29 protein-coding genes and 1 pseudogene are annotated in these 23,372 nt (G+C 66.5%); 19 read left to right on the top strand and 11 right to left on the bottom strand.

The window, feature by feature from the left end; all coding sequences use genetic code 11:
- The 7 genes from AmiPiv_RS24445 to AmiPiv_RS24475 form a co-directional block, all read left to right on the top strand.
- Positions 1–216, top strand: a 216-nt coding sequence (locus AmiPiv_RS24445) for a hypothetical protein (protein ID WP_340041770.1), incomplete at its 5' end; no start/stop codon positions are given.
- A gap of 628 nt (positions 217–844) precedes the next feature.
- Positions 845–1,312 carry a hypothetical protein gene (locus AmiPiv_RS24450; RefSeq protein WP_340041772.1) on the top strand — a complete coding sequence of 156 codons (468 nt, stop codon included), beginning with the start codon at positions 845–847 and terminating at the stop codon, positions 1,310–1,312.
- Between the two features lie 20 nt (positions 1,313–1,332).
- Entirely contained in the window at positions 1,333–1,722 is a 390-nt protein-coding gene (locus AmiPiv_RS24455; protein ID WP_340041773.1) for a hypothetical protein, read from the top strand.
- Positions 1,689–2,153, top strand: coding sequence for a hypothetical protein (locus AmiPiv_RS24460; RefSeq protein ID WP_340041775.1), 465 nt, complete (start codon positions 1,689–1,691; stop codon positions 2,151–2,153). The genes AmiPiv_RS24455 and AmiPiv_RS24460 overlap by 34 nt, the downstream gene beginning before the upstream one ends.
- A gap of 11 nt (positions 2,154–2,164) precedes the next feature.
- Positions 2,165–2,644 carry a hypothetical protein gene (locus tag AmiPiv_RS24465; RefSeq protein WP_340041777.1) on the top strand — a complete coding sequence of 160 codons (480 nt, stop codon included), beginning with the start codon at positions 2,165–2,167 and terminating at the stop codon, positions 2,642–2,644.
- Positions 2,645–2,708: 64 nt separating this feature from the next.
- On the top strand, positions 2,709–3,608 hold the full coding sequence (locus tag AmiPiv_RS24470) for a ribokinase (protein ID WP_340041779.1): 900 nt from the start codon (positions 2,709–2,711) through the stop codon (positions 3,606–3,608).
- 68 nt (positions 3,609–3,676) lie between these two features.
- Positions 3,677–4,291: a LysE family translocator gene (locus AmiPiv_RS24475; protein ID WP_340041781.1), complete on the top strand. Its 615-nt coding sequence runs from the start codon at positions 3,677–3,679 to the stop codon at positions 4,289–4,291.
- Between the two features lie 70 nt (positions 4,292–4,361).
- Here AmiPiv_RS24475 and AmiPiv_RS24480 read toward each other — a convergent pair whose 3' ends face one another.
- On the bottom strand, positions 4,362–5,303 hold the full coding sequence (locus AmiPiv_RS24480) for a nucleoside hydrolase (RefSeq protein ID WP_340041783.1): 942 nt from the start codon (positions 5,301–5,303) through the stop codon (positions 4,362–4,364).
- A gap of 129 nt (positions 5,304–5,432) precedes the next feature.
- Here AmiPiv_RS24480 and AmiPiv_RS24485 point away from each other — a divergent pair, with 129 nt between their 5' ends.
- Positions 5,433–5,858: an Hsp20 family protein gene (locus AmiPiv_RS24485; RefSeq protein WP_340041785.1), complete on the top strand. Its 426-nt coding sequence runs from the start codon at positions 5,433–5,435 to the stop codon at positions 5,856–5,858.
- 62 nt (positions 5,859–5,920) lie between these two features.
- Entirely contained in the window at positions 5,921–6,178 is a 258-nt protein-coding gene (locus AmiPiv_RS24490) for a DUF1150 family protein (protein WP_340041787.1), read from the top strand.
- Positions 6,179–6,247: 69 nt separating this feature from the next.
- Here AmiPiv_RS24490 and ptsN read toward each other — a convergent pair whose 3' ends face one another.
- From ptsN to lptC, 6 genes are all read right to left on the bottom strand, one after another.
- Positions 6,248–6,712, bottom strand: a complete 465-nt coding sequence (ptsN, locus tag AmiPiv_RS24495; RefSeq protein ID WP_340041789.1) for a PTS IIA-like nitrogen regulatory protein PtsN — start codon at positions 6,710–6,712, stop codon at positions 6,248–6,250.
- Between the two features lie 66 nt (positions 6,713–6,778).
- Positions 6,779–7,363 (bottom strand): ribosome hibernation-promoting factor, HPF/YfiA family, encoded by a 585-nt coding sequence (gene hpf, locus AmiPiv_RS24500; RefSeq protein ID WP_340041791.1) that lies wholly within the window; start codon positions 7,361–7,363, stop codon positions 6,779–6,781.
- Between the two features lie 283 nt (positions 7,364–7,646).
- Positions 7,647–9,179, bottom strand: coding sequence for an RNA polymerase factor sigma-54 (gene rpoN / locus AmiPiv_RS24505; RefSeq protein WP_340041819.1), 1,533 nt, complete (start codon positions 9,177–9,179; stop codon positions 7,647–7,649).
- A gap of 184 nt (positions 9,180–9,363) precedes the next feature.
- Entirely contained in the window at positions 9,364–10,188 is an 825-nt protein-coding gene (gene lptB / locus AmiPiv_RS24510) for an LPS export ABC transporter ATP-binding protein (protein WP_340041793.1), read from the bottom strand.
- Positions 10,188–10,754, bottom strand: a complete 567-nt coding sequence (locus AmiPiv_RS24515; RefSeq protein WP_340041795.1) for an LptA/OstA family protein — start codon at positions 10,752–10,754, stop codon at positions 10,188–10,190. Before AmiPiv_RS24515 ends, lptB begins: the two co-directional genes overlap by 1 nt.
- Positions 10,741–11,460 carry an LPS export ABC transporter periplasmic protein LptC gene (lptC, locus tag AmiPiv_RS24520; protein ID WP_340041797.1) on the bottom strand — a complete coding sequence of 240 codons (720 nt, stop codon included), beginning with the start codon at positions 11,458–11,460 and terminating at the stop codon, positions 10,741–10,743. Before lptC ends, AmiPiv_RS24515 begins: the two co-directional genes overlap by 14 nt.
- 260 nt (positions 11,461–11,720) lie before the next feature.
- Between lptC and sppA the strand changes: the two genes are divergently transcribed.
- Genes sppA through AmiPiv_RS24540 form a run of 4 tightly spaced genes read left to right on the top strand, consistent with a single transcriptional unit; the run spans position 11,721 to position 14,393 of the window.
- Positions 11,721–12,695 carry a signal peptide peptidase SppA gene (sppA, locus tag AmiPiv_RS24525; RefSeq protein WP_340041799.1) on the top strand — a complete coding sequence of 325 codons (975 nt, stop codon included), beginning with the start codon at positions 11,721–11,723 and terminating at the stop codon, positions 12,693–12,695.
- A 39-nt stretch (positions 12,696–12,734) separates the two neighbouring features.
- Entirely contained in the window at positions 12,735–13,019 is a 285-nt protein-coding gene (locus tag AmiPiv_RS24530) for an integration host factor subunit beta (protein ID WP_340041801.1), read from the top strand.
- 41 nt (positions 13,020–13,060) lie between these two features.
- On the top strand, positions 13,061–13,390 hold the full coding sequence (locus AmiPiv_RS24535; RefSeq protein WP_340041803.1) for a DUF1049 domain-containing protein: 330 nt from the start codon (positions 13,061–13,063) through the stop codon (positions 13,388–13,390).
- Between the two features lie 34 nt (positions 13,391–13,424).
- A complete protein-coding gene (locus tag AmiPiv_RS24540; protein ID WP_340041805.1) occupies positions 13,425–14,393 on the top strand; it encodes an ornithine cyclodeaminase family protein in 969 nt (322 codons plus the stop codon).
- On the opposite strand, the gene AmiPiv_RS24545 is transcribed toward AmiPiv_RS24540, so the two are convergent.
- From AmiPiv_RS24545 to AmiPiv_RS24555, 3 genes are all read right to left on the bottom strand, one after another.
- Positions 14,377–14,829: an EVE domain-containing protein gene (locus tag AmiPiv_RS24545; RefSeq protein ID WP_340041807.1), complete on the bottom strand. Its 453-nt coding sequence runs from the start codon at positions 14,827–14,829 to the stop codon at positions 14,377–14,379. The genes AmiPiv_RS24540 and AmiPiv_RS24545 overlap by 17 nt on opposite strands.
- The gene (locus tag AmiPiv_RS24550; RefSeq protein WP_340041809.1) at positions 14,826–15,209 is read right to left on the bottom strand and encodes a VOC family protein; all 384 of its coding nucleotides are present in this window, start codon (positions 15,207–15,209) and stop codon (positions 14,826–14,828) included. Before AmiPiv_RS24550 ends, AmiPiv_RS24545 begins: the two co-directional genes overlap by 4 nt.
- 68 nt (positions 15,210–15,277) lie before the next feature.
- A complete protein-coding gene (locus tag AmiPiv_RS24555; RefSeq protein ID WP_340041811.1) occupies positions 15,278–15,970 on the bottom strand; it encodes a helix-turn-helix transcriptional regulator in 693 nt (230 codons plus the stop codon).
- Between the two features lie 407 nt (positions 15,971–16,377).
- Here AmiPiv_RS24555 and AmiPiv_RS24560 point away from each other — a divergent pair, with 407 nt between their 5' ends.
- The 6 genes from AmiPiv_RS24560 (at position 16,378) to AmiPiv_RS24585 (ending at position 23,213) form a co-directional block, all read left to right on the top strand.
- Positions 16,378–17,469: a class I SAM-dependent rRNA methyltransferase gene (locus tag AmiPiv_RS24560; protein ID WP_340041813.1), complete on the top strand. Its 1,092-nt coding sequence runs from the start codon at positions 16,378–16,380 to the stop codon at positions 17,467–17,469.
- A complete protein-coding gene (locus AmiPiv_RS24565) occupies positions 17,466–18,302 on the top strand; it encodes a TrmH family RNA methyltransferase (protein ID WP_340041815.1) in 837 nt (278 codons plus the stop codon). The genes AmiPiv_RS24560 and AmiPiv_RS24565 overlap by 4 nt, the downstream gene beginning before the upstream one ends.
- An 11-nt stretch (positions 18,303–18,313) precedes the next feature.
- Positions 18,314–18,805 carry a signal peptidase II gene (gene lspA / locus AmiPiv_RS24570; protein WP_340041817.1) on the top strand — a complete coding sequence of 164 codons (492 nt, stop codon included), beginning with the start codon at positions 18,314–18,316 and terminating at the stop codon, positions 18,803–18,805.
- A gap of 259 nt (positions 18,806–19,064) precedes the next feature.
- Entirely contained in the window at positions 19,065–19,811 is a 747-nt protein-coding gene (locus AmiPiv_RS24575) for an SH3 domain-containing protein (RefSeq protein ID WP_340041821.1), read from the top strand.
- An 88-nt stretch (positions 19,812–19,899) separates the two neighbouring features.
- A complete protein-coding gene (locus AmiPiv_RS24580) occupies positions 19,900–22,188 on the top strand; it encodes an ATP-binding protein (RefSeq protein ID WP_445206995.1) in 2,289 nt (762 codons plus the stop codon).
- Positions 22,189–22,415: 227 nt separating this feature from the next.
- Complete coding sequence (locus AmiPiv_RS24585; RefSeq protein WP_340041825.1) at positions 22,416–23,213, top strand: GNAT family N-acetyltransferase; 798 nt, start codon at positions 22,416–22,418, stop codon at positions 23,211–23,213.
- 53 nt (positions 23,214–23,266) lie between these two features.
- On the opposite strand, the pseudogene AmiPiv_RS24590 reads toward AmiPiv_RS24585, so the two are convergent.
- Positions 23,267–23,372 (bottom strand): annotated as a pseudogene (locus AmiPiv_RS24590) (IS630 family transposase); the annotation flags it as partial.

Genomic DNA, 23,372 nt, shown 5'->3' on the forward strand with positions numbered 1-23,372 from the left:
GGCGGCGGCGGTGGCGGCGGCGGCGGCGGCGGCGGCGGCGGTGGCGGCGGCGGTGGTGGCGGCGGCGGCGGTGGCGGCGGCGGCGGCCATCACCCCAACTCGGGCGCCGGTAACGGCGGCGAAGGTGCCGACGGCGAACACGGCGACTCCGACCCCGGAAACTCGGGCGCACACAACAATGCCCCCGACTCGCCTCCCGGACAGAACAAGGATTAGTCGCAACTCGACAACTGCCGCTCCGGGCCTATGCAATGCAGGACGCTCGGAGGCCAAGCCTCCGAGCGCGCAGGCGGGCCATGCCTGAGCCTGGAGTCGCAGTGGCTGGGTGAATCCGAAACACCGGGGCGCCGGTCTGACCGCCGGCGCCCCGACGCCGTTCATATCCCGACAACCGATGGCGCACCTTCGCACGCGACGGTTGTTTCCGCGGCAGCGTTCCCGGGCTAGTGGCCTCTCCTATTGCCCAGTCGATATGCCGGATTTCGACCAACATTCGCATTGAAATCAGGGACGCACCTGCATCTGTAACGGGTTCGCTGCTATTTTGGCGCCGACGTCCATGCAATCGATACTTGTCCCTCAAAATTTTCCTTTCATTGAGTTTTGAACTTTCTTGCGCGACCAATCGGCGCCGATGACCTCACAGCCGGCCTTTACACAAAAATCTCAAAATATACGCAAACAACGCAGGACAATATTTTCCTGAATGCTGCAACCATCTGCATTACAACTACGATGTATGAGACCGAAATTTTGCAAACCCACACCAATTAATAGGAAATTAACCATAGAGGAGCACCGTCACTCCAGAGAATGCGGACTCTGAGCCTCTAGGGGGTGGCGAATGAGATACTGCTGGCAAGCTGTCGGCCTCGTTGCATTGGCCGGCATGACGCAAGCATCCGTTGCGGCGACGCAGGGCGTCATCTTCAACGGCAACGTCACGGCCACCTGCACGCTCGTCATCAACAGCAACGGCACGATGACCGTCAGCGCCGGGCTTCAGTCGATGAGCTCGCACAACGCCGGCGGGTCACCCGGATCGGTGGCGCTCGCGACCACCGGGGGCGTGACGCTGAGTGTGGACGCGGTCGCCTCGCCGACCGTGCCTGCGGGCGATACGACGCCGACGACCTGGACCCCCACCTATTCGTCGGCAGGCGCCCACGCGATCAGCGAGACCGGCTCGTCGACCCCCCTCACGATACCGGGGCTGTCCACCGTTTCGGTGCATCTGACCGGCACCAAGAGCGGGGCGAATAGCTTCACCAGCGGGGCCTACCAGGCCACCGTGGTCCTGCGTTGCGAATAGGCCACGACGGGAGGGACGGCATGAGATCCATATTCCTTCTTCCCCTGGTCGCCGCGGCACTGGCGAGCCCTGTAGCGCAAGGACAGTCGATGTCGCCGATGCGCGGCGAAGTGAGCAGCTTCACCGACGCCTTCGCCGTCCGCGTCTATCCATCCAATCCCTACGGCCACAAGATCCGGATCGACGTCCGCGTCTACGACCAGGACTTCCAGCCGGTGAAGGCCGAAGTCGCGCCAAACAGCTTCATGCTGGGATCCGAAGCATCGAGACCCGTCCTCGTCGTCATCCCGTTCGACGGCGCCTCCGAGCGTAAAGTGCGTATCTGTACCGAAAGCGTCCCATTCCCCGGCGAGCAAACGCAGATAAGGGCACAGATATGCGGGAAATTCCTCGGACAGCGACGCTCCTGACCCTTGCCCTCTTCGCCCTGCCCGGCACGGCACTGGCCGAGGAAACCTACAACTTCAACCAGAACCAGACCGGCTTCACGCTGCCGGGCGTGACCCTGCCGCAGGGCCAGGACGAGGTCCGCGCCGCCGACGGCACCACCTGCCGCTCGGCCGTCTCGGGATCGGGTGCGTATCTCGACGTCGGCGTGATCCAGGGCAACAACCGGTCCAACAACGACCTCGCCACCTACGGACGCGTCGTCATACCGATCGGCCGCACGCCCAAGCGCCTGGATTGCGCGAAGCTCTATGAACTCGAGGTGGCCCGGCTGCAGCTGGAACTCAAGCTGCTGAAGATGGGGCTGAGCGGACAAGGCGAGACGACCGGCGCGATCGCCGCAAAATCCGGCTGGGCCGATACCGGCTGGACCGACGGCAGCAAGCAGAAATAGGCGGCCGGACCATGCGGCAGCGCCCGATGATGTCGTTCCGGCTTGCGGCGCTCGCCGCCGCGGCGCTGCTCGGAACCGGCCTGCGGGCCTCAGCGGCCATCATCGGCACCTGCACCATCGTGGTGCAACAGCCCGGCACGATCATAGCCAACCCGGCGATCTCCACGCTCGCCTCGACCCAGTCGGGCGGCTCGGCGGCGTCGGTCAGCGTCACCACCAGCTCGCTCCTGTGCACGATCCTCAACCTGCTCGATTGCTACGGCCTTTCGGCGCCGGCGCCGGCCAGCTTCCTCTCCGCTCCGAGCGGCGGCGACGCCAATGTCAGCTTCAGCAGCACCTACACCGTCGACGGCGTGACCCGCGCCGGCGGCATCGTCACCCGCCTGCCGAACGGGACCAAGACCGTGACCGTGGACCTTGCGGCGACGAAGTCGACCGGCATCTTCCCCGCCGGTGCCTACCAGGCCGAGGTGACGGTGCGCTGCGAATGAGCCACACCATCTGGAAAAGCCCGCAGGAGGCGCTATAGCTTCCGCTGTCCAGCAGGAGAGCGCCGTGATCACCGTCGTCGGGTCCATCAATCTCGATCTCATCGCCACAGTCAACCGGCTGCCGGGTCCCGGCGAAACCGTCCCCGGATCCGAATTCAAGTCTGCCCCCGGCGGCAAGGGCGCCAACCAGGCGCTCGCCGCCGCGCGCGCGGGCGCCCAGGTGCGCATGGTGGGTGCCGTGGGCAAGGATGCGTTCGCGGGCGAGGCGATCGCCTATCTCAGGGATGGCGGCGTCGACCTGTCGGGCGTGGCCGAGATGCACGCGGCCACCGGCATCGCGCTGATCCTCGTCGGCGCCGACGGCGAGAACATGATCGCGGTGGTCCCGGGGGCCAACGGCACGGTCGTGCCGGGAGACCTCGCCAAGGCGCAGTTCAGGAAGGGCGACGTCGTGCTGCTCCAGCACGAGATCCCTCTGTCGACGGTGGACGCGGCGCTCGACACCGCGCGCCAGGCCGGTGCGGTGACCCTGCTCAACACCGCCCCCTTCCGTGCCGAGGCGGCAGGCTTCGTCGGCAAGGCCAACTATGTCATCGCCAACGAGACCGAATTCGACCTCTATGCCGAAGCCCTCGGCCTGCCCGCCGGCGAAAGGCAGGAGCGCATGCGCGCGTTCGCCCGCCGCACCGGGGCGACCGTGATCGTCACGCTCGGCGGCGACGGCGTGCTGGCTACCACCGGCGACGACCTCGTCCATGTCGATGCGCTCAATATCAAGCCGGTCGACACGGTGGGCGCCGGCGACACTTTCTGCGGCTATCTCGCCGCGGGCCTGGCCGCCAAGCTCGATCTCAAGGAGGCGCTGCGGCGTGCCGCGGCGGCGGGCTCGCTCGCCTGCCTCAAGCCCGGCGCCCAGCCGTCGATTCCGCTGGCCGCCGAGGTGGACGACGCAATCAAGGATTGAGCCAGGCGGCGTCTGGACACGCGGCGGCGCGGCGTGCTTAGTCATGGCGACCCATCGGAGGAGTGGCCATGTCGCTGGAACTCTACGTCGCCTATGTCCTTGCCTGCATCGTCATCGTGCTGGTGCCAGGCCCGACGGTCACCCTGATCATCGCCTCCAGTATGCGCCACGGCACCCGCGCCGGGCTGGCCAACGTGCTGGGCACGCAGGCCGGCCTCGCCATCATGATCGCCATCGTCGGCATCGGCCTGACCTCGGCAATCGAGACGATGGGCCACTGGTTCGAATGGGTACGCCTGCTGGGCGCCGCCTATCTGATCTGGCTCGGCATCCAGATGTTCCGCTCCAGCGGAAAGCTGGCCGCAGACGGGTCCGCCAGGAAACCCCGCGGCGGCTTCTTCCTGCAGGGCCTCCTGGTTGCCATCAGCAATCCGAAGACGCTGATCTTCTTCGGCGCCTTCTTCCCGCAGTTCATCGACGCCCAGGGCGACTACGCGTTGCAGATCGTGGTGATGGGCGCCACCGCGATGCTGTTCGCGGCGGCCTCGGATTCGGCCTACGCGCTCGTCGCCGGCCGCGCCGGCAAGCTGCTGTCCGCGCGTCGCGTCCAGCTGATGTCGCGTATCAGCGGCAGCTTCCTCATCGGCGGCGGCATCTGGCTCGCCTTCTCGCGGGCCAAATAGTCCAAAAGCAAAAGGGCGGCTCGCGCCGCCCTCTTCGTTTCCGCATCCGGCGCCGCTGCGCCGGTCCGTCTCACAGACGGCCGAGGCGCTCGACCAGCAACGCGAAGAAGCCATCGTGGTCGATGTCGCGCATGACGGTGGCGTTCTTCGCGCGCTTGGTGACGCCCCACCAGTCGACCACCGTCATGCCCATCGTCAGCTCCGAGGCGACCTCGACGGTGACGTTGCAGAGGCGGCCCTGGAAGAGCTCCGGCTTGAGAAGGTAAGCAATGACGCACGGATCATGCAGCGGGCCGCCGTCGGTGCCGTACTTGCCCTCGTCGTAGCGCTCGAAGAACTCGAGCATCTGGGCCGTTGCGGTGCCGACGCGGGTGCCGAGCGCGCGAAACGCATCGATACGCCTGGTGGTGGTCAGCGCCTTGTGGGTGACGTCGAGCGGCATCATCACGATCGGCACGCCCGAGCGGAGGACCACGTCGGCGGCCTGCGGGTCGACATAGATGTTGAACTCGGCCGAGGGTGTGACGTTGCCGCCTTCGAAGAAGCCGCCGCCCATCAGCACGATTTCCTTGATGCGCGGCGCGATCCTGGGCTCTCGGATCAAAGCGAGCGCGACGTTGGTCAGCGGGCCGAGCGGGCAGAGCGTGACGGTGCCCGCCTCCTCGCGCATCAGCGTCTCGACCAGGAAGTCGACCGCGTGCTGCTCCTGGAGCTTCATCGTCGGCTCGGGCAGTTCGGGGCCGTTGAGGCCGGTCTTGCCGTGCACTTCCTCGGCGGTGACCAGTTCACGCACCATCGGGCGGATGGCGCCTGAGAAGACCTTGATGTCGGGACGGCCGGCCAGTTCGCAGATCTTGCGGGCGTTCTTTTCAGTCAACTTCAGCGGAACGTTTCCGGCTACGGCAGTAATGCCGAGAATTTCGAGCTCGGGGCTTCCGAGCGCCAGCAAAATGGCGACGGCATCGTCCTGACCGGGGTCGGTGTCGATGATGATCTTGCGCGGTTCGGGCATTTTCTTTCCTTGTTGGGCAGTTTTTTGCAGTCTTGAAGTTGCCGAAGCGGCGGACCATATCAGCAACAGGCGGAGAAATGCCACTTGGGTTTTTCCGCATTATGTCGCTCTTGGAGGACAAGCTGTAACATGAGCCGCATGACGCCCTTTTCGAGCCCGCTGCTGCTGGGCTTCGATACGATGGAAAAGACGCTGGAGCGCCTGGCCAAGACGGGCGACAGCTACCCTCCCTACAACATCGAACGCATCAGGGATGCCGAGGGCCGTGGCGAGAAGCTGCGGATCGTGCTGGCCGTCGCCGGTTTCGCCGAGATCGACCTCGACGTCACCGTCGAGGAGAACCAGCTCATCGTGCGGGGCCGCCAGAGCGACGACAGGGAACGCGAATACCTGCACCGCGGCATCGCATCGCGGCAGTTCCAGCGCTGCTTCGTGCTTGCCGACGGCATGCGGGTGACGGCGGCGGAACTGAAGAACGGTCTGCTTTCGATCGATCTCGACCGACCGGAAGCCGAACGGCTGGTACGGAAAATAAACATATCGGTAGCAGACTAAAGGTTGCCGAAGCTCTGATGCAGGGCGGCCATCATGGCGTCCTGGCTAGAAGGAGGCTGAAAATGCCCAATGCTGTCCACAAGCAGATCCTCACCGCGGGCGAACTCGCCCATCTCGGCGAAGGTTCGGTCGCCTATCTCCGGAAAGTGACCAGCGACGAATTGCGCGGCCGCTTCCCCGGCATGGCGGAGATCGCTCCCGGCCTCGAGTTGTGGGCGCTGTTTGCCGCCACCGGCGAACCGATCCTGCTGTCGGATGCGCGCGACCGCGCGCTTGCGGGGGCGATGGAAAACGACCTGACCACGGTCGCGATCCACTGACCTTGCTGCCGACGAAATGAAAAGGGCCGCACTGGGCGGCCCCTCCGAACTTTTTTCCCGACAATCCGATCAGGCCGCGTGCGACGCCGGCGCTTCCGACAACAGCGCGTGGATGGCGGCCGCGTCGCGCGTGCCGCGGACCTTGGCGACGGTGTCCGCGTCGCGCAGCACGCGGGCGATGCGCGACAGCGCCTTGAGATGATCGGCGCCCGCCCCTTCGGGCGCCAGGAGCAGGAAGACGAGGTCGACCGGCTGGTCGTCCAGCGCCTCGAAATCGACCGGAGTTTCGAGTCTCGCGAAGACGCCGGTGATGCGCTTCACGCCGGCGATCTTTCCATGCGGGATGGCGATGCCGTTGCCGACACCGGTCGACCCCAGCCGTTCGCGCTGGAGTATGGTGTCGAACACCTCCCGCTCGGGGATGCCGGAGATCGATGCGGCCCGTTCGGCGAGAAGTTGCAAGAGCTGCTTCTTCGAGTTCGCCTTCAAGGCCGGCATGATCGCCGGTACCTCGATCAGATCACTCAGATCCATTCTGAAATATCCCTTGCTCTGCACACCGCCGCATTGCCCGTTTGCCCCGCATGCGGACGGTGGCGACTATCCCTGGGCGACCTTTGCGGTCGAGGGATCTATCCAGCCGATGTTTCCGTCCGGCCGGCGATAGACGATGTTGAGATGCTCGTTGCGAGCATTGCGGAACACCACGACAGGGCTGTCCTTGGTGTCGAGCTCGATGACCGCGGAAGCCACCGACATCGTCTTCAGGACCATCGTCGATTCGGCGACGATGGCAGGCGCGAAATCGCTGGGCACTTCCTCGTCGTCGTCGGCGAGGGGCGCCACCACCGAATAGGCAACGTCGGTCAGGGCGCCGTTGCCGCTGCCGGAAGCGTGCGACTTCAGGCGGCGCTTGTAGCGCCGCAAGCGGGTCTCGAGCTTGTCGGCGGCCGCGTCGAACGCGGCTACCGGTTCCTGTGCGTCTCCGGTCGCCTGCAGCGACATGCCGGAATCGAGCCTCACCATGCAGTCAGCGGTGTAGCGCGACCCGGACTTCATCACGTTCACGTGTCCGGAGAAGCCGCGATCGAAATACTTGCCGATCGCTTCGCCGATGCGGTCCTGGATGCGTGTGCGAAACGCATCGCCGATGTCCATGTGTTTTCCCGAAATGCGCAGGCTCATCTGAAAACTGACCTTTTCTGTTCAGACTTCAAACTCATCCGAGTTTATACCCGTGGTCGATGCAAACAAGCGTTGGCTCGCATGGCACACCGTTTTTAAGTCCGAACGCCCGGCTGCCCACCAACTGCCAAAACGGCCCACAACCTGCCCGTTCCTGCAAGGCCTGGCGGCGCCGCAATCTTGCTGGCGGGCCGGCCCCGCCTCATGCGGGCGGGCTTCTAGACACTTCATTAGGGATTGTCAATCAAGGCCCCGACAAGCCAGCGGAACCGGCACGGGGAGCTCACTTGCCGGCGCTTGCCATCGCCCGCTTCTCGCGCCGCCGCTGCACCGACGAGGCGATGTTCATGCCCTCGCGATACTTGGCCACGGTGCGCCGCGCGATATCGACGCCGTCCTTCTTCAGGATGTCGACGATGGCGTCATCGGAGAGAACCAGGGCGGGATCCTCGTCCTCGATCATCTTGCGGATGCGGTCGCGCACGGCTTCGGAGGAGTGCGCATCGCCGCCTTCGGCCGAGGCGATCGCCGCAGTGAAGAAATAGCGCAGTTCGAACACGCCGCGTGGGGTCAGCATGTATTTGTTGGCGGTGACGCGGCTGACGGTCGATTCGTGCATGCCGATGGCGTCCGCCACGGCGCGCAGGTTGAGCGGCCTGAGGTGGCGCACGCCGTGCACCAGGAAGGCGTCCTGCTGGCGAACGATCTCGGAGGCCACCTTGAGGATGGTCCTGGCGCGCTGGTCGAGGCTGCGGGTGAGCCAGTTGGCGCTCTGCAGGCATTCGGCGAGGAAGCTGCGTTCGGCCGCATCCTTGGTGCGCGCGGTCACCTGCGCGAAGTAGACCTGGTCGACCAGGACGCGCGGCAGCGTTTCGGGATTGAGTTCCACCATCCAGCTGCCGTCGGCCGCCTGGCGCACCTCGACGTCCGGCACGATCGTGTCTGCCGCCCCGCCGGCAAAAGCGCCGCCCGGCCGCGGATCGAGCGCGCGAATCTCGCCCAGCATGGCCAGGAGATCCTCCTCGTCGACCCCGCAGAGGCGCTTCAGGCTCTGGAAGTCGCGCCGGGCCAGAAGCTCCAGATTGTCGACCAGCGCGGCCATGGCCGGATCGAGCCGGTCGCGGCGGGCGAGTTGGATGCGCAGGCACTCGGCGAGATCGCGGGCGAACAGGCCAGCCGGGTCCAGCCCCTGGCAGGCGGCCAGCACCTTGAGCACCAGGGCATCCTCGACGCCGAGTCTCACGGCGATCTCCGACGGCTCGCCGCGAAAATAGCCCGTATCGTCAAGCCAGTCGGCCAGTTCGGCGGCCACCAGCCGTTCGACAGGGTCGGAAAAGCCGAAGGCGATCTGCTCGCCGACATGATCCCTGAGCGTCACGGCGGCCGCCGCCATGTCCTCCATGTCGAAGCCCTGGGACCCGACGCCTAAGCCGCCGGTCGCAGCCGATTTCCACTGCATGGCGAGATCCGGCCCGACGCGCTCGACCGCACCCGGATCATCCGGAAACAGGTTTTCGAGCGAGGTGTCGAGCTTCTCGGAGATGGCCTCGGAGGTCCATCCGGCTTCCGCCTCGAACCAGTCGTCCCCTTGGGACGAAGCGGCCTCGGCGGCGGTCTCGATCTTCGGGAACTGCTCGCCTGCCGAATCGTCGGGCACCTCCGCCCGTTCCAGCAGCGGATTGCGCTCGATCTCCTCGTCGATGAAGCGCTCGAGTTCGGTGTGGGTGAACTGAAGCAGCCTGATCGACTGCATCAGTTGCGGCGTCATCACCAGGGACTGCGACTGCCTAAGCTGCAATTTCGCCGACAGCGCCATCCCGAGGTCTCTGCTCACCCTTCACGCAGCGGTCGCGGAACCGCGCGACCATCGCCGGGATTCAAACTGGCCCGGCTTTTGCTTGTCAAGCAGATTGGCCTTTCGGCGGGCCGAACGCGCGCTTTTCACCGCAGGGTCGCAAAGCTGGCGCGGCTCCACCACAGGGCGAAGCCACGTTTTGAGATCAGAGCGTGAAGCCTTCGCCGAGATAGAGGCGGCGCACGTCAGGGTTGGCCACCACTTCGTCGGCGCGGCCATGCGTCAGCACCTCGCCGGCATGGATGATGTAGGCGCGGTCGATCAGGCCAAGCGTCTCTCGCACGTTGTGGTCGGTGATGAGCACGCCGATGCCGCGCTGGGTCAGGTGGCGCACAAGCTGCTGGATGTCGGCCACCGCGATCGGGTCGATACCGGCGAAAGGTTCGTCGAGCAGCATGTAGTTCGGCCGGCTGGCAAGCGCGCGGGCGATCTCGAGGCGCCGCCGCTCGCCGCCGGACAGCGCGATCGCCGGCGACTTGCGCAAGTGGCTGATGTGGAATTCCTCGAGCAGCGAATCGAGAGCCATCTCGCGCTCCTTGCGGCTCTTCTCGACCACTTCGAGGATGGCCCGGATGTTGTTCTCGACGGTCAGGCCACGGAAGATCGACGCCTCCTGCGGCAGGTAGCCGATGCCGAGGCGGGCGCGGCGATACATCGGCATCGCGGTCACGTCGAAGCCGTCGATCTCGATCGTGCCGTGGTCGACCGGCACCAGGCCGGTGACCATGTAGAAGCAGGTCGTCTTGCCGGCGCCGTTGGGGCCGAGCAGCCCGACGGCCTCGCCGGCGCGCACCCCCAGCGTCACGCCGCTGACCACCTGCCTGCCCTTGTAGCTCTTGGTAAGCCCCTTGGCGATCAGCGTGCCCTTGAACCTGCCGTTCTTGGCGCTGCTCGAAATCGCCGGCGCGGCCGGCTGCTTGCGCGCCAGGCCAGGCGTCAGACGCGACAACAGCGAGGATGCGTCAGCCATTACTTCTTCTGCGAACCCGGCGTGATCGACATCATGACGCGACCATTGCTCTTGGTGCCCTTGTTGCAGCCGTCGACCTGGGCAAGTCCCGACTTCATCTGCACCGTCAGCTTGCAGCCGACCAGCACGTTGTCGCCTTCGGACAGGACAACTTCGCTGCCCGACAGCACCAGCACCTCGGTCTTCATGTCGAAGGTGCCGCGGTCGCCGGTGGCGACCTGCTTGTCGGACTTGACGTAGACCTTGTTGTCGACCTCGAGGCGGTCGATGTTGGCCGAGCCGGTTGCCGCCGAGCCCTTGCCGTCCTTGACGTAGTAGACGATCATCTTGCCCGACTTCATCACCGTCGGGCCCTGGGTCACGCTCACATTGCCGGTGAAGATCGCAAGGTTCTCCGATTCGCGGACCTCGAGCTTGTCGCTCTCGATCTGAATCGGCTGGTCCCCGGACAGCTTCAGCCCGGAGAGCCTGCTCTGGCTATCCTGGGCGAAAGCACCGCTGGCGCCCAGCGCCAGGCCGATGCCCGCCAGCGCGGCCAAGGGCCGCCAGTTATCAATTCGCCGCACTCCCGCCTCCGCTGCCATTCTGCGCCGCCTTCATCCGCGCCGGATCGATGTCCACGCGCACCCGCTTCTCGAAGACGACGACCTTGCCGTTGTCGAGCATCGACATCGAATCGGACGTGATCCGCGAACCGTCAAGACTGATCTCCACAGGTTCGGTCGTCCTCATCTGGCCGCTGCCCATGTCCAGATACGCCGATTTGAGCCTGGCTACCATCCCGTCGCTGGTAGCCACCGTCACCTTTTCCGACAGGTTGAGCGTGTTGCCGTCCCTGTCGTAGACGCCGCGCCCCGCATCGACCTTGGCGATGTTGTCGGCCGTGATCGGCAGGCTCGCGTCGATCCCCAGGAGCTCGACCACGTTCTGGTTGGCCGGATCCTGAACCGCGCGGTCAGCCGTCATCGAATAGGGCAGGTTGGCCTTGGTGAAGCCGCTCAACTGGGGCTTGGCCATCACCAGCTTGCCTTCCGAGAAGGCGGCGCCCTCGGCCTTTACCTGCAGCGACGGCGGCGCCATCAGATAGGCATAGCCGCCGAATGCCGCCGCGAGCAGGAGTCCGGCCAGCGGCAGCGCGCGCTTGAGGAACCTCACGCGCCGGGAATGGCGGGCGGCACGGTCGAACGCATCGGAACGCGAAGCCGCCAGCGCGACCGCGGTCTGCGCAGCAACGCTGCTCCCGCCGCCGCTCGTCTCGATTGGTCGCGCCAACGTCAATGTCCTTCTTCGAACAGCCCGTGCCTTGGTGCGGCACCGTCAAGCGGATGAAAGCCACGAAAATATGACCATTCGGTCAAGGAGTTACGGCCGTGCGCACGCCTCCCGCGCAGCGCCAGCCGAATTACACCCCCGAATATGGCTATTTAGCTGAAAAAACCAAGCTCCCGCAACGGCACCTGCGTCAGGAAAGCGGTGGCTCTCGCACGAGCCTTGCTTTAAAAGCGCAGGCCTGCAAGCACGCGAGGCGTTTCATGACCACGAGAGCCGACGATCTGATCGACCGCCGCCGGATGCGGCGCAAGCTGACCTTCTGGCGCGTCGCCACCCTCGCCATCGCTGCGCTGGCCATCGTCGGCATTTCGACCTGGTTGGCGGGAGAGACGATTCCGGGCGTCGCTACGCCCCACATCGCCAAGGTCAAGATCGAAGGCACCATCACCGAGGACGAGGACCTGCTCGAACGCCTCGACAAGATCCGCCAGTCCGCGTCGGTCAAGGGCGTCATCCTGTCCATCGATTCGCCCGGCGGCACCACCGCCGGCGGCGAGGCGATCTTCGACGCCGTGCGCAAGCTCGCCGCCGAGAAGCCGGTCGTGGCGCAGGTCGGCACGCTGGCGGCATCCGCCGGCTACATGATCGCGTCTGGCGCCGACCACATCGTGGCGCGCAAGTCCTCGATCGTCGGCTCGATCGGCGTGCTCGTGCAGTTTCCCGACCTCACCGGCATGATGGACAAGCTCGGCGTCAAGCTCGAGGAGATCAAGTCCTCGCCGCTGAAGGCCGAGCCTTCCCCGTTCAACCCGACGACCGAGCCCGAGCGGGCGATGATGCGCAGCATGATCCTCGACAGCTACGACTGGTTCGTCGGCATCGTCGCCGAGCGCCGCGCCATGTCCAAGGCCGAGGCCACCGCGCTCGCCGACGGCTCCGTCTTCACCGGCCGCCAGGCGCTTGCCAGGAAGCTGATCGACGAGGTGGGCGGCGAAGACCAGGCCGTCGCCTGGCTAGGCACCAAGGGCGTCGACGCCAAGCTCGAGGTGGTGGAATGGAAGCCGAAGGACACCAGCAGCTTCTTCCTGCCGACCTCGCTGGCCAAAGCCCTCGGCCGCGCGTTGGGCATGGGCGACTTCTCGGCCGAGCTGTTTAGGGAGATGGGCGCCGACCGCTTGTTCCTTGACGGTATGCTGTCCCTCTGGCAGGCTGAAAAAGCTGCCTTAGGCAACTGAAAAACAAATAAAATCATCGGCATTACGGGGACCGCGCACATGATCAAGTCCGAACTGGTGCAAATCATCGCCACCCGCAACCCGCACCTGTTCCTGCGGGACGTGGAGAACATCGTCAGCGCCATATTCGACGAGATCACCGATGCCCTGGCCGAGGGCAATCGCGTCGAGCTGCGCGGCTTCGGCGCGTTTTCGGTCAAGAACCGCCCGGCCCGCACCGGGCGCAACCCGCGCACCGGCGAATCCGTCGAGGTCGAGGAGAAGTGGGTGCCGTTCTTCAAGACCGGCAAGGAACTGCGCGAGCGGCTCAACGACAGCAAGTGACCCTTCGGGGTGGGCGGCGCGGGTTTCAAACGGGAAGATAAATGTTCAACCGCTTCATGCTCATCGTGGTCCTGGTGCCACTGGCGATCGTGCTGATCGCGCTCGCCGTCGCCAACCGGATGGCCACGCCCTTCACGCTCGATCCGTTCAACCCGGGCAATCCGGCCCTCACCATCCAGGCGCCGCTGTTCGTGCTGCTCTTCCTGGCGCTTGCCGCGGGTATCGTCATCGGCAGCGCCGTCACCTGGTTCAAGCAGGGCCGCTACCGCAAGGTCGCCCGCCAGCGCGGCCTCGAGGCCGAGAGCCTGCGCCAGGCCGCCCAGCGTCCCGCCCCGGCACCGCAAGGCCCGGCCCTGCCGCGCCCCAACTGACCGGTCCGGCGCCGCATCTCTCAGGGAGGATCTCATGCTGCAGTTTTCGGCCGGCGACATCGACCGGGCGCTGAGCTTTTCCGGCCTGGTCGAGACCCTGCGCAAGGCCTTCCGCGAGGGCGCGGTGCAGCCGGTGCGCCACCACCACACGATCGAGCGGGCGCAGGGCACGGATTCGACGCTGCTGCTGATGCCGGCCTGGACCGACTTCAAGGCGCCCGCCGCGGCCGGTGGCCATATCGGCGTCAAGATCGTTACCGTCTCGCCCGACAACAACACCATCGCCAAGCCGGCGGTGGTCGGCCTCTATCTTCTGCTCGACGGCGTCACCGGCGAACCGCAGGCGCTGATGGACGGGCCGCGCCTGACCCAGTGGCGCACGGCCTGCGCCTCGGCGCTCGCCGCCAGCTATCTCGCCCGCGACGACGCCTCGAAGCTGCTGGTCATCGGCGCCGGCGCACAGTGCCAGTTCCTGGCGCGGGCGCATGCCGCGGTGCGGCCGATCAAGGAAATCCGTATATGGAACCGGACGGCTGCCAATGCCGAGACGCTGGCCGCGTCGCTCAGGAGCGAAGGCTTCGACGCCAAGGCAGTGTCTGATCTCGACGCCGAACTCGCCTGGGCCGACATCGTCACCGCCGGCACGATCTCCACCGTGCCGCTGGTCAAGGGCGCCAGGCTCAGGCCCGGCGCCCATGTCGATCTCGTCGGCGGCTTCACGCCCGGCATGCGCGAGGCCGACGACGACGCCATTTCCAAGGCCCGCGTCTATGTCGACACCCGCGCCGGCGCCACCAAGGAGGCCGGCGACATCGTCCAGCCGATCGCGTCCGGCGTGCTCGAGGCCGACGCCATCGTCGCCGACCTGCACGAGCTCGCCCGGAACCAGAAGTCCGGCCGCCAGTCGGCGGACGAGATCACCCTGTTCAAGTCGGTGGGTGCCGCCCTCGAGGACCTCGCCGCCGGCATTGCCGTCTATGGCGCCCTCAAGCCGAAAGCCTGAGATCGACTTCGGCGCCCATGGCCTCCGCGACCAGCCGGAAGTCGCGCTCGCCGAGCGGACAGAGCCCGAAGCGCAGCTGGTAGCCCCAGTTGGGAACGGCGGTGAAGTCGAGCTGGCCGGCGAGCGCACCAACGGGCACTTCCCGCGCCACGGCCCAGTCGACATCCCTGCGAAACGGTACGAAGCCGCCGCCCATGTCGAAGCGGTAGGGATCGCCCGCGCGCACCCGGCCGATTGCCGTGAAGGACTTCAGCCCGTCCTTCACGCCGAAGCCGTTTGACGGCGAGTAATAGACCACGCCGTCGCCGGCGCCGATCCGGCGCAGCGGGCCGGCCTTGCCGTGGCAGACCTGCATGAAGCCGGCGGAACGGCCGACGCGGACATGCTCGGCCGAGGCAACGGCCAGCCAGTAGCCGCTGATCATCGATGTGCTCATGACGACACCACCGCTTCGTCGAGGCAATAGACGCGCAGCCGATGGCCGTCGGGGTCGAGCGCGACGAAGGTGCGGCCGAAATCCATGTCGGCCGGCGCCTGCGCCATCTCGATGCCGCGCCCGGCCCAGTCGGAATGGGTTGCGTCGACCTGACCGGACGTCTCCAGTGCCAGGACGATCTCGGCCCCGCCGCCTCCCGCCGCAGCCGCCGGCTGGACGGTATGGCGCGACCACAGGCCGAGCTTGAAGCCGCCGTCGAGCACGAACAGAACGAAGGTCGGCGAGGATTCGACCGGCTGGCGGCCGAGCAGCTTGGCGTAGAACGCGCTGCTCGCCTCGGGGCTGTCGACATAGAGGATGATGAAATTGGGGCTGCGCATCGCTGTTCTCCTTGCTTGGGACGAGGAGAACCGTAGACGAGACCACTGTCAGATTCTGGCAGCGGCGTTCAAAGCTTCCTCGAGGTGTCGAGCGTCGCCCGCCACTCCTTCAGCATCGCGGCGCGCCGGCGCGGGTAGCGCTGCTCGGTGGCGGCGAGGTCAGAGATGCGGTCGGCACGGAAGTGGCGGAAATCCTGCCGCATCTCGCACCACGCCGCCATCACCCGGACCTTGTCGAAGAATCCGAGTGCAAAGGGCCAGACGGTGCGCCACGAACGCGCGCCTGAGGCATCCTCATAGGTCATCTCCAGCTTGCGTTCGGCCCGGATCGCCTTGCGGATGACGCCGAGGTCGACGCTTTCGCGGCTCGCCGCCTCGCTCGGCCCGACCAGCAGCGCCGTCGCGTCGAGTTCGTCGCGCAGGTCGTCCGGCAGCACGGCGGCGATCTTCGCCAACGCGTCGGTCGCGGCGGCCGAAAGCCGCGCGTCGGGCTGCTTGGCGACCCAGCGCGAGCCGAGCACGATCGCCTCGATCTCCTCGTCGGTGAACATCAGCGGCGGCAGCATGAAGCCGGGCTTGAGAACGTAGCCGAGCCCGGGTTCGCCCTCGATCGGCGCGCCCTGCCCCTGCAAGGTGGCGATGTCGCGATAGAGCGTGCGGATCGACACGTCCAGCTCGCCTGCGAGCACAAGTCCGCTCACCGGCCGGCGGTGGCGGCGCAGGATCTGGATGAGGTCGAGCAGGCGTTCGGAGCGCGACATGATTCTCGGACGGGTTTGTCGGGGCACGATAGGCCGGAGCGGCTGCGGCCGGAAGGTCTACCGCCCCTCTCACCGCTGTGCGGCTGGTCACATGTCATTGTTTGAAGGTTTGGGCGGTCCCATACCCCCACCCCTGACCCCTCCCCACTGTTTGGACCGGGGACATCGCGAACAGGTGTGCGAAGACATCGCGAACAGTTCTGCGCCTATGGCGATTGGGGCACGCGGCTGTGCAGCAACGTCCTCCTCCCCCTGTGGGGAGGGGTCAGGGGTGGGGGTGCTACGCTAGCACCGGGCCGTTGAGACTCCGGCGCCGCGATCCCGCCGCCTCCCCCGCGACGGCCCGTCCGGTTGCGGCGGACTGTGGCCTGTGCCAAAAGCGGCCAACCGCCCGGAGACAGCGTTCCTTGAAACACCCGCGTGACAAACGCCGCGACAGCCGCCCGCAACCGCCCCGCAAGGGCGGCGCAGCGCCCGCGCCGGCGCGCGGTCACGGCGAACGCCAGCCGGAGCGCAAGCCCGAACAGCGCCCTGCCCCGCGCCAGGAACAGCCTGTCGAGGCAAGGAGCGAACCGCGCAAGCTTACGCGCCGCGACGGCGCGCTGCCGGCCGAACGCCTGCCGCTGATCCTCGAGGTCGCGCCCAACGACGACTACGCCCTGCTCGACAGCGGCGACGGCCAGAAGCTCGAGCAATACGGCCCCTACCGCATCGTCCGCCCCGAGGGCCAGGCGATCTGGCAGCGCGCGCTGCCCGCAAAGGAGTGGGAACGCGTCGACGCCGTCTTCACCGGCGACACCGACGAGGAAGGCATGGGCCGCTGGCGCTTTCCGAAGGCGCCGCTCGGCGAGACCTGGCCGATGCGCCATGACGGGCTCTCCTACCAGGGCCGCTTCACCTCGTTCCGCCATGTCGGCGTCTTCCCCGAGCAGGCGACGCACTGGGACCACATGGCCGGCCTGATCGAGAACGCCAGGCGCCCGGTCAAGGTGCTCAACCTGTTCGGCTACACCGGCCTCGCCTCGCTGGTCGCCGCCCGCGCCGGCGCCGAGGTCACCCATGTCGACGCCTCGAAAAAGGCCATCGGCTGGGCCCGCGAGAACCAGGAAATGGCCGGCCTCGCCAACAAGCCGATCCGCTGGATCTGCGAGGACGCGATGAAGTTCGTCGAGCGCGAGGAGCGCCGCGGCAGCCGCTACGACATCATCCTGTTCGACCCGCCGGCCTATGGCCGCGGCCCCAAGGGCGAGGTCTGGCAGCTGTTCGAGAGCCTGCCGGCCATGACCGACATCTGCCGCTCGATCCTGACGCCGAAGCCGCTGGCCGTGGTGCTGACCGCCTATTCGATCCGCGCCTCGTTCTTCGCCATCCATGCCCTGATGCGCGACACCTTCGCCGGCATGGGCGGCACGATCGAATCGGGCGAGCTCGTCATCCGCGAGAAATCGGCCGGACGGGCGCTTTCGACATCCCTCTTCTCGCGCTGGGTGGCCAAATGAGCGAACACCGCACCGGGGCGCCCGGCCGTGTCAAGGAAGTCACCAGCCTCGCCAACCCGCTGGTCAAGGACATCAAGGCGCTGGCGCTGAAGAAATTCCGCGACCAGCAGAATGCCTTCATCGCCGAGGGGCTGAAGCTCGTCATCGACGCGCTCGATCTCGGCTGGACGATCAAGACGCTGATCTTCGCCAAGTCGGCTCTCGGCAATCCGGCGGTGGAGAAGATCGCCGCCCGCACCGTCGCCGCCGGCGGCGACGTTCTCGAGGTTTCGGAGAAGGTGCTGACCGCCATCACCCGCCGCGACAACCCGCAGGCGGTGGTGGGCGTGTTCGGCCAGCGCTTCGTGCCGCTCAAGGACATCCGCCCGAAGGACGGCGACGTCTGGGTGGCGCTCGACCGGGTGCGCGACCCCGGCAATCTCGGCACCGTCATCCGCACCGTCGATGCAGTCGGGGCCAAGGGCGTCATCCTCGTCGGCGACACCACCGATCCGTTCTCGCTCGAGACCGTGCGCGCCACGATGGGCTCGATCTTCGCCGTGCCGGTCGCCAGGACCCATCCGGACGCCTTCCTCGAATGGCGCAAGGGCTTTGCCGGCATCGTCGCCGGTACCCATCTCCAGGGCGCCGTCGACTATCGCTCGGTCGATTTCGGCACCCGGCCCGTGCTGCTCATGATGGGCAACGAACAGCAGGGCCTGCCCGACAACCTGGCCGGCGCCTGCGACAGGCTGCTGCGCATTCCCCAGGCCGGCCGCGCCGATTCGCTCAACCTGGCGGTCGCCACCGCCGTCATGCTGTACGAAATCCGGCGCGCCGCGCTGAAGCTTTAGGAGTCCTCCGCGTGAAGTCAGCCGCGACTTACGGATTGGTGACGGTTCTGGCGATCGCGCTCGACCAGTGGATCAAGGTCCTCGTCGAGGCCAACCTGATCATGCAGGAGAAGGTCGACGTGCTGCCTTTCCTGGCGCTCTTCCGCACCTACAACACCGGCATCGCCTTCTCGATGTTCTCCAATGTCGGCGACACCGGCCTCATCGTGCTGACCGCCGCCGTGGTCGCCTTCGTCGCCTTCCTGGCCAGCCGGACGACGCCGGCACAGGCGCTGTCGCGCCTCGGCTTCGCGCTGATCGTCGGCGGGGCGCTGGGCAATCTCATCGACCGCACCGTCTACGGCCACGTCATCGACTACATCCTTTTCCACACGCCGGTGTGGTCCTTCGCGGTTTTCAACCTTGCCGACGTCTTCATTTCCGTCGGCGCGGCTTGCATCGTGCTCGACGAATTCCTGGCCTGGCGGCGTGGGCGCGGCGAAGAGGCGGCCTCCGGCGATTGACGCCGGCCGGCATTTTCGGGCAAGGTCCGGCCTCCGATTGTCATTGCAAACAGATTCAGCTCGGCATTTAACAAAAAATTCAGGAAGGTAGCCCCCGAGCCCAAGGTCTGCCACAATCGGTGACCATGATGCTTCAAGCGGCAGCCTCAGGCGTCGCTGAACTGTCTCTCGCCCACGCAGCGAAGACTTGCGGGATGAGATGGCGGTGGGGGAGCTCGAAGTTCGAGCACGGGGCCTAAGTGGAGAGTTGCTTGTGAAAATGCCCTTCAGGTTGGGCGCCGCGAATCAGCCGCGCTCCGCATTGATGTTCACCAAGCCCGAGCCGGTTTCCTGGCGCGAGAATTGCCCGAACAGGGGCCTCATCCTCGGCGTGATCGCCATGACGGTGCTGATGAGCGCGACCGCCGTTTCCGCGCTCTTCCTTCTGCCCCGCATGGGCCAGTCCGCAGCCGATGCCGCGCAGGAGGCGCAGCAGGTCGCCGCCAGCCAGGTCAAGGAAAAGATCACCGCCATCGTCGCCGAACCGACCGGCCGCAAGGGCCGACTGGCGTCGCAGTCGCTGCTCGTCTCCGACGCGGCCGCCGCCGAAGCCACCGACATGCCGCTGGCCGCCGATCCACGCTGGGCGGCAGTCGTCGCGGCGGGCGCAACGCAGCCGCTCGAGGCCATGCCGGAGATCCCGGGCGCCGACAAGATCATCGCCAAGGACCCCTCCGGAACCGGCGCGCTTGCGCTGGCCGACACCAAAGCGACAACCAACCCGGCGAGCAATGCCGCCGTCAAGGCGATCGAGGCAGAGGTGAAGACCGACGCCGATGCCGCGCAAGGCCCGCGGCAGGCTACGATCAAGCGTTCCGTGAACATGCGCGCAAAGCCGGAGAAGGGCGGCGCCGTGATGCGCGTCATCCCGGCGAAGAGTGCCGTCGAGCTGGTCTCCTGCACGCAATGGTGCGAGGTGGTCTTCGAGGGCCAGCGTGGCTACATCTTCAAGAGCTACGTGCAGTAGCGGTCGCCTCGGGCCGAATCGCAGCGACCGTTAAAATGCGACCGATCGGTCCAAACCTTCCCTAAACTCTCAACGTTAGGCTTCCGTCGTGATGGCGGATTCCGGGTTGAACGACGGCAAGACGGTACAGGGCGCGGCAGGACAACCAGCCGATGCGCCCGTGCGCCGGCATTTCCTCACGCCGCCGCCGCTGGCGCCCGATCTTCCCAAGGAGCCCCCGCGCGGCCTCTACTTCACCACGCTGGTGGCGATCCTGGTGCTCGCGGGCCTCGCCCATCTGACCGGCGCACCGGGCTTCGTCAGCATCGGCCTCCTGCTTGCAGGCGTCGCCGGTCTGGTGCTGCTGGCGCGCGGGCTCAGCGAGCGCGAGCAAACCGCCAACGCGATCAGCGAAAGCACCTCCCGCAACCGCGCGCAGATGGAGACCCTCGCCGACCGCATGTGGGAACTGCAGGAAAGCGAAGAACGCTTCCGCGGTCTCATCGACGCGCTCGGCGATCTCGTCGTGCATCGCGACAGGGATGGCCGCATCACCTATGCCAACAAGGTCTTCGCGGACCTCATCGGCGAGGATCAGCGCGACCTTTCCGGCCGCACGCTGTCGGAACTGGGCGTCGACGTCGGCGTCGTCCCGGACGCGGCCTTCGCCGCCGGCGAGTGCCTGAGTTCCACTGACGTCGGCATACGCTCCAACGGCATCGTCCGGTGGTTCTCCTGGATCGAGTTGTCGGTGCGCGACAAGGACACCGACGCGGTGTCGCATCGGGCGATCGCGCGCGACATCACCGCCCGCAAGCGCGCCGAAACCGCTCTCATCAATGCGCGCGAGCGGGCGGAATATGCGAGCCAGGCCAAGTCGCGCTTCCTGGCCACGGTCAGCCACGAAATCCGCACGCCGATGAACGGCATCATGGGCATGGCCAAGCTCCTGCTCGACACCGAACTGTCGCCCGAACAGCGCACCTATGTCGGCGCGGTCTCGACCTCGGCCAGCGCGCTTCTGGCCCTGATCGAGGACCTGCTCGACTATTCCAAGATCGAGGCCGGGCGGTTCGACCCCGAACCGCAGCCGATGTCGCCGCGCGAGATCGCCGACAACGTGATCGAGCTTCTGGCCTCCCGCGCCTTTGCCAAGAACATCGGCCTCGGCTGCCATGTCGCGCCTTCCGTGCCGCAGATGATCACCGCCGACCCTGGACGCGTGCGCCAGGTGCTGCTCAACCTGATCGGCAATGCCATCAAGTTCACCGATGCCGGCGGCGTCATGCTGCGGGTCGAGCGCGTCGGCGACGCCCACCCGGGCCATGTCCGCTTCACCGTGATCGACTCGGGTCCCGGCCTGCGTGCCGAGGACATGGAGCGGGTCTTCGAGGAATTCGAACAGGCCGACGGCACCTCGACCCGCTCGCATGGCGGCGCCGGCCTCGGCCTCGCCATCTCGAAACGGCTGGTGACCTCGATGGGCGGGACGATCACTGTCGAAAGCGACCTCGGGGAAGGGTCGCGCTTTGCTTTCGAACTGCCCGCCTACGGCGCCACGGATTCCATGTCGGCCAACGAGGCCACGCTTGCCGGGCATCGCGCCGTCATCCTGTCGCGGAACGCGACCGAGGCGGCCGCGATCGCCGAAACGATCCGCGCCCATGGCGGCCGCGCCGACGTCGCCGGAACTCCGGAACAGGCGGCCAGCTTCGCCGAGGGCTGCGATGCGCTGCTGGTCGACGCCGCCATCGAGGAGAAGGACGGGCGGGTGCTCAGGCAGTTGCGGGAGGCCGGTTTCGCCGCCAGCGAAGCCGTGACGCTGATCGCCCCCACGGATCGCGGCCTGCTCGGGGAACTGCGCGCCAGCGGCTACTCCACCTTCCTGGCGCGCCCGGTGCGCGGCGAGACGCTGCTGCGCGTGCTCCTTGCGAACAGCGGCAGCGTAACGAGCCAGCCGCCAGCCGCCAGCCGTCGCTCGGCTGCGCGGTCGCGCACGGACCGGCCGCAGGGGTTGTCGGTGCTCATCGCCGAGGACAACGACATCAATGCCATGCTCGCCCGCGCCGCGCTCGCCAAGGCCGGGCACCGAATCGATGTCGTCAACAACGGCAGGGCAGCGGTCGAGGCGGTCACGGGGGCTGGGCGCAGCCGCCGCTACGACGTGGTGCTGATGGATATGCACATGCCGGTGATGGACGGGCTGGACGCGATTTCGGCAATCCGCCGCTACGAGGAACAGCATGGCCTCGGCGCCGTTCCCATCCTGGTGCTGTCGGCCGACAGCCAGGAAAAGACCCGCCACGCCGTGCTGGCGCACGGTGCCAGCGGCTTCGTCACCAAGCCGCTCGACCCCGAGACGCTGATCGATCTGGTCGAACAGCGCGCCGCCGCATAGCAGCCATCCCACTGATTTTCCTAGCCGGCTAGGCGATGATCCTAGACCGCAAGTCTTGCCCGCGCCGATCGATCACGATACTGTCACAATCCTGTAGCACCGACACCGTATCCCCGCGCCAGGAGGGATGGCTCGAAGGAGAATCACCCGTGCATACAGCTTTGCCGGACAGTGACGCCCAGAAAGCCAACGGCACCAAGGTGGTGGCCGCACCGATTGTGCCGGGCATGCCGCTCGGCCGAATCGGTACGCTCGAGGTTCGCCTCGCCCGGGACGAATCGGAGATCGCCGCGGCCCAGGAAGTGCGCTACCGCGTGTTCTTCGACGAACTCGGCGCCAGGAAGCAGGCGCTGCATTCGATCGACCGGCGCGACGCCGACCGTTTCGACGACATCTGCGACCATCTGCTGGTGTTCGACACCGCGCTTGCCGGTCCGGACCACCGCCGCATAGTCGGCACCTACCGCCTGCTGCGGCAGGAGCGTGCCACCAAAGCCGGCGGCTTCTATTCCGACGACGAATTCGAGCTCAACAAGCTCATCGCCCGCCATCCCGGCCAGCGCTTCCTCGAGCTCGGCCGCTCCTGCGTCCTGCCCGAGTACCGCTCCAAGCGCACCATCGAGGCGCTGTGGCAGGGGATCTGGACCTATCTCAACCGCTACGACATCGACGTCATGACCGGCTGTGCCTCGTTCCATGGCACGGTGCCGGCGGCGCATGCCGAGGCGCTCACCTATCTCGCCCATCACTGCCGCACCAGCGCCGACTGGGACGTCCGCGCCGTGGCCGGGCGCTATTGCCCGATGGACCTGATGCCGATCGAGGCGGTCAACGCCAAGTCGGCCATCGCCGCCATGCCGCCGCTGGTCAAGGGCTATCTCCGTGTTGGCGCCAAGATCGGCGACGGCTGCGTCATCGACCACGATTTCGGCACGACCGACATCTTCGTCGTCATGCCGGTCAAGGAAATCGGCGCCCGCTACATCAACTACTACGGTGGGGAAGCGCAGAGCTTCGCGGCGTAGGCCTGCGCCTCGAGGCAGTCGCATCAATCAGGAAAGTCTAGAGCGACGGACTTTCATATGAGTCCATATCCAGCGGCGTTGAAGTAGTTTCTGCATTCTGTTGGCGAGAAGAGATTGCAGATGTCACCGATGGCCTTCCACAGGGCATCGATGGTTCTG

The organism is Aminobacter sp. Piv2-1, assembly GCF_037625995.1.
In the GTDB taxonomy this organism is placed as follows: Bacteria; Pseudomonadota; Alphaproteobacteria; order Rhizobiales; family Rhizobiaceae; genus Aminobacter.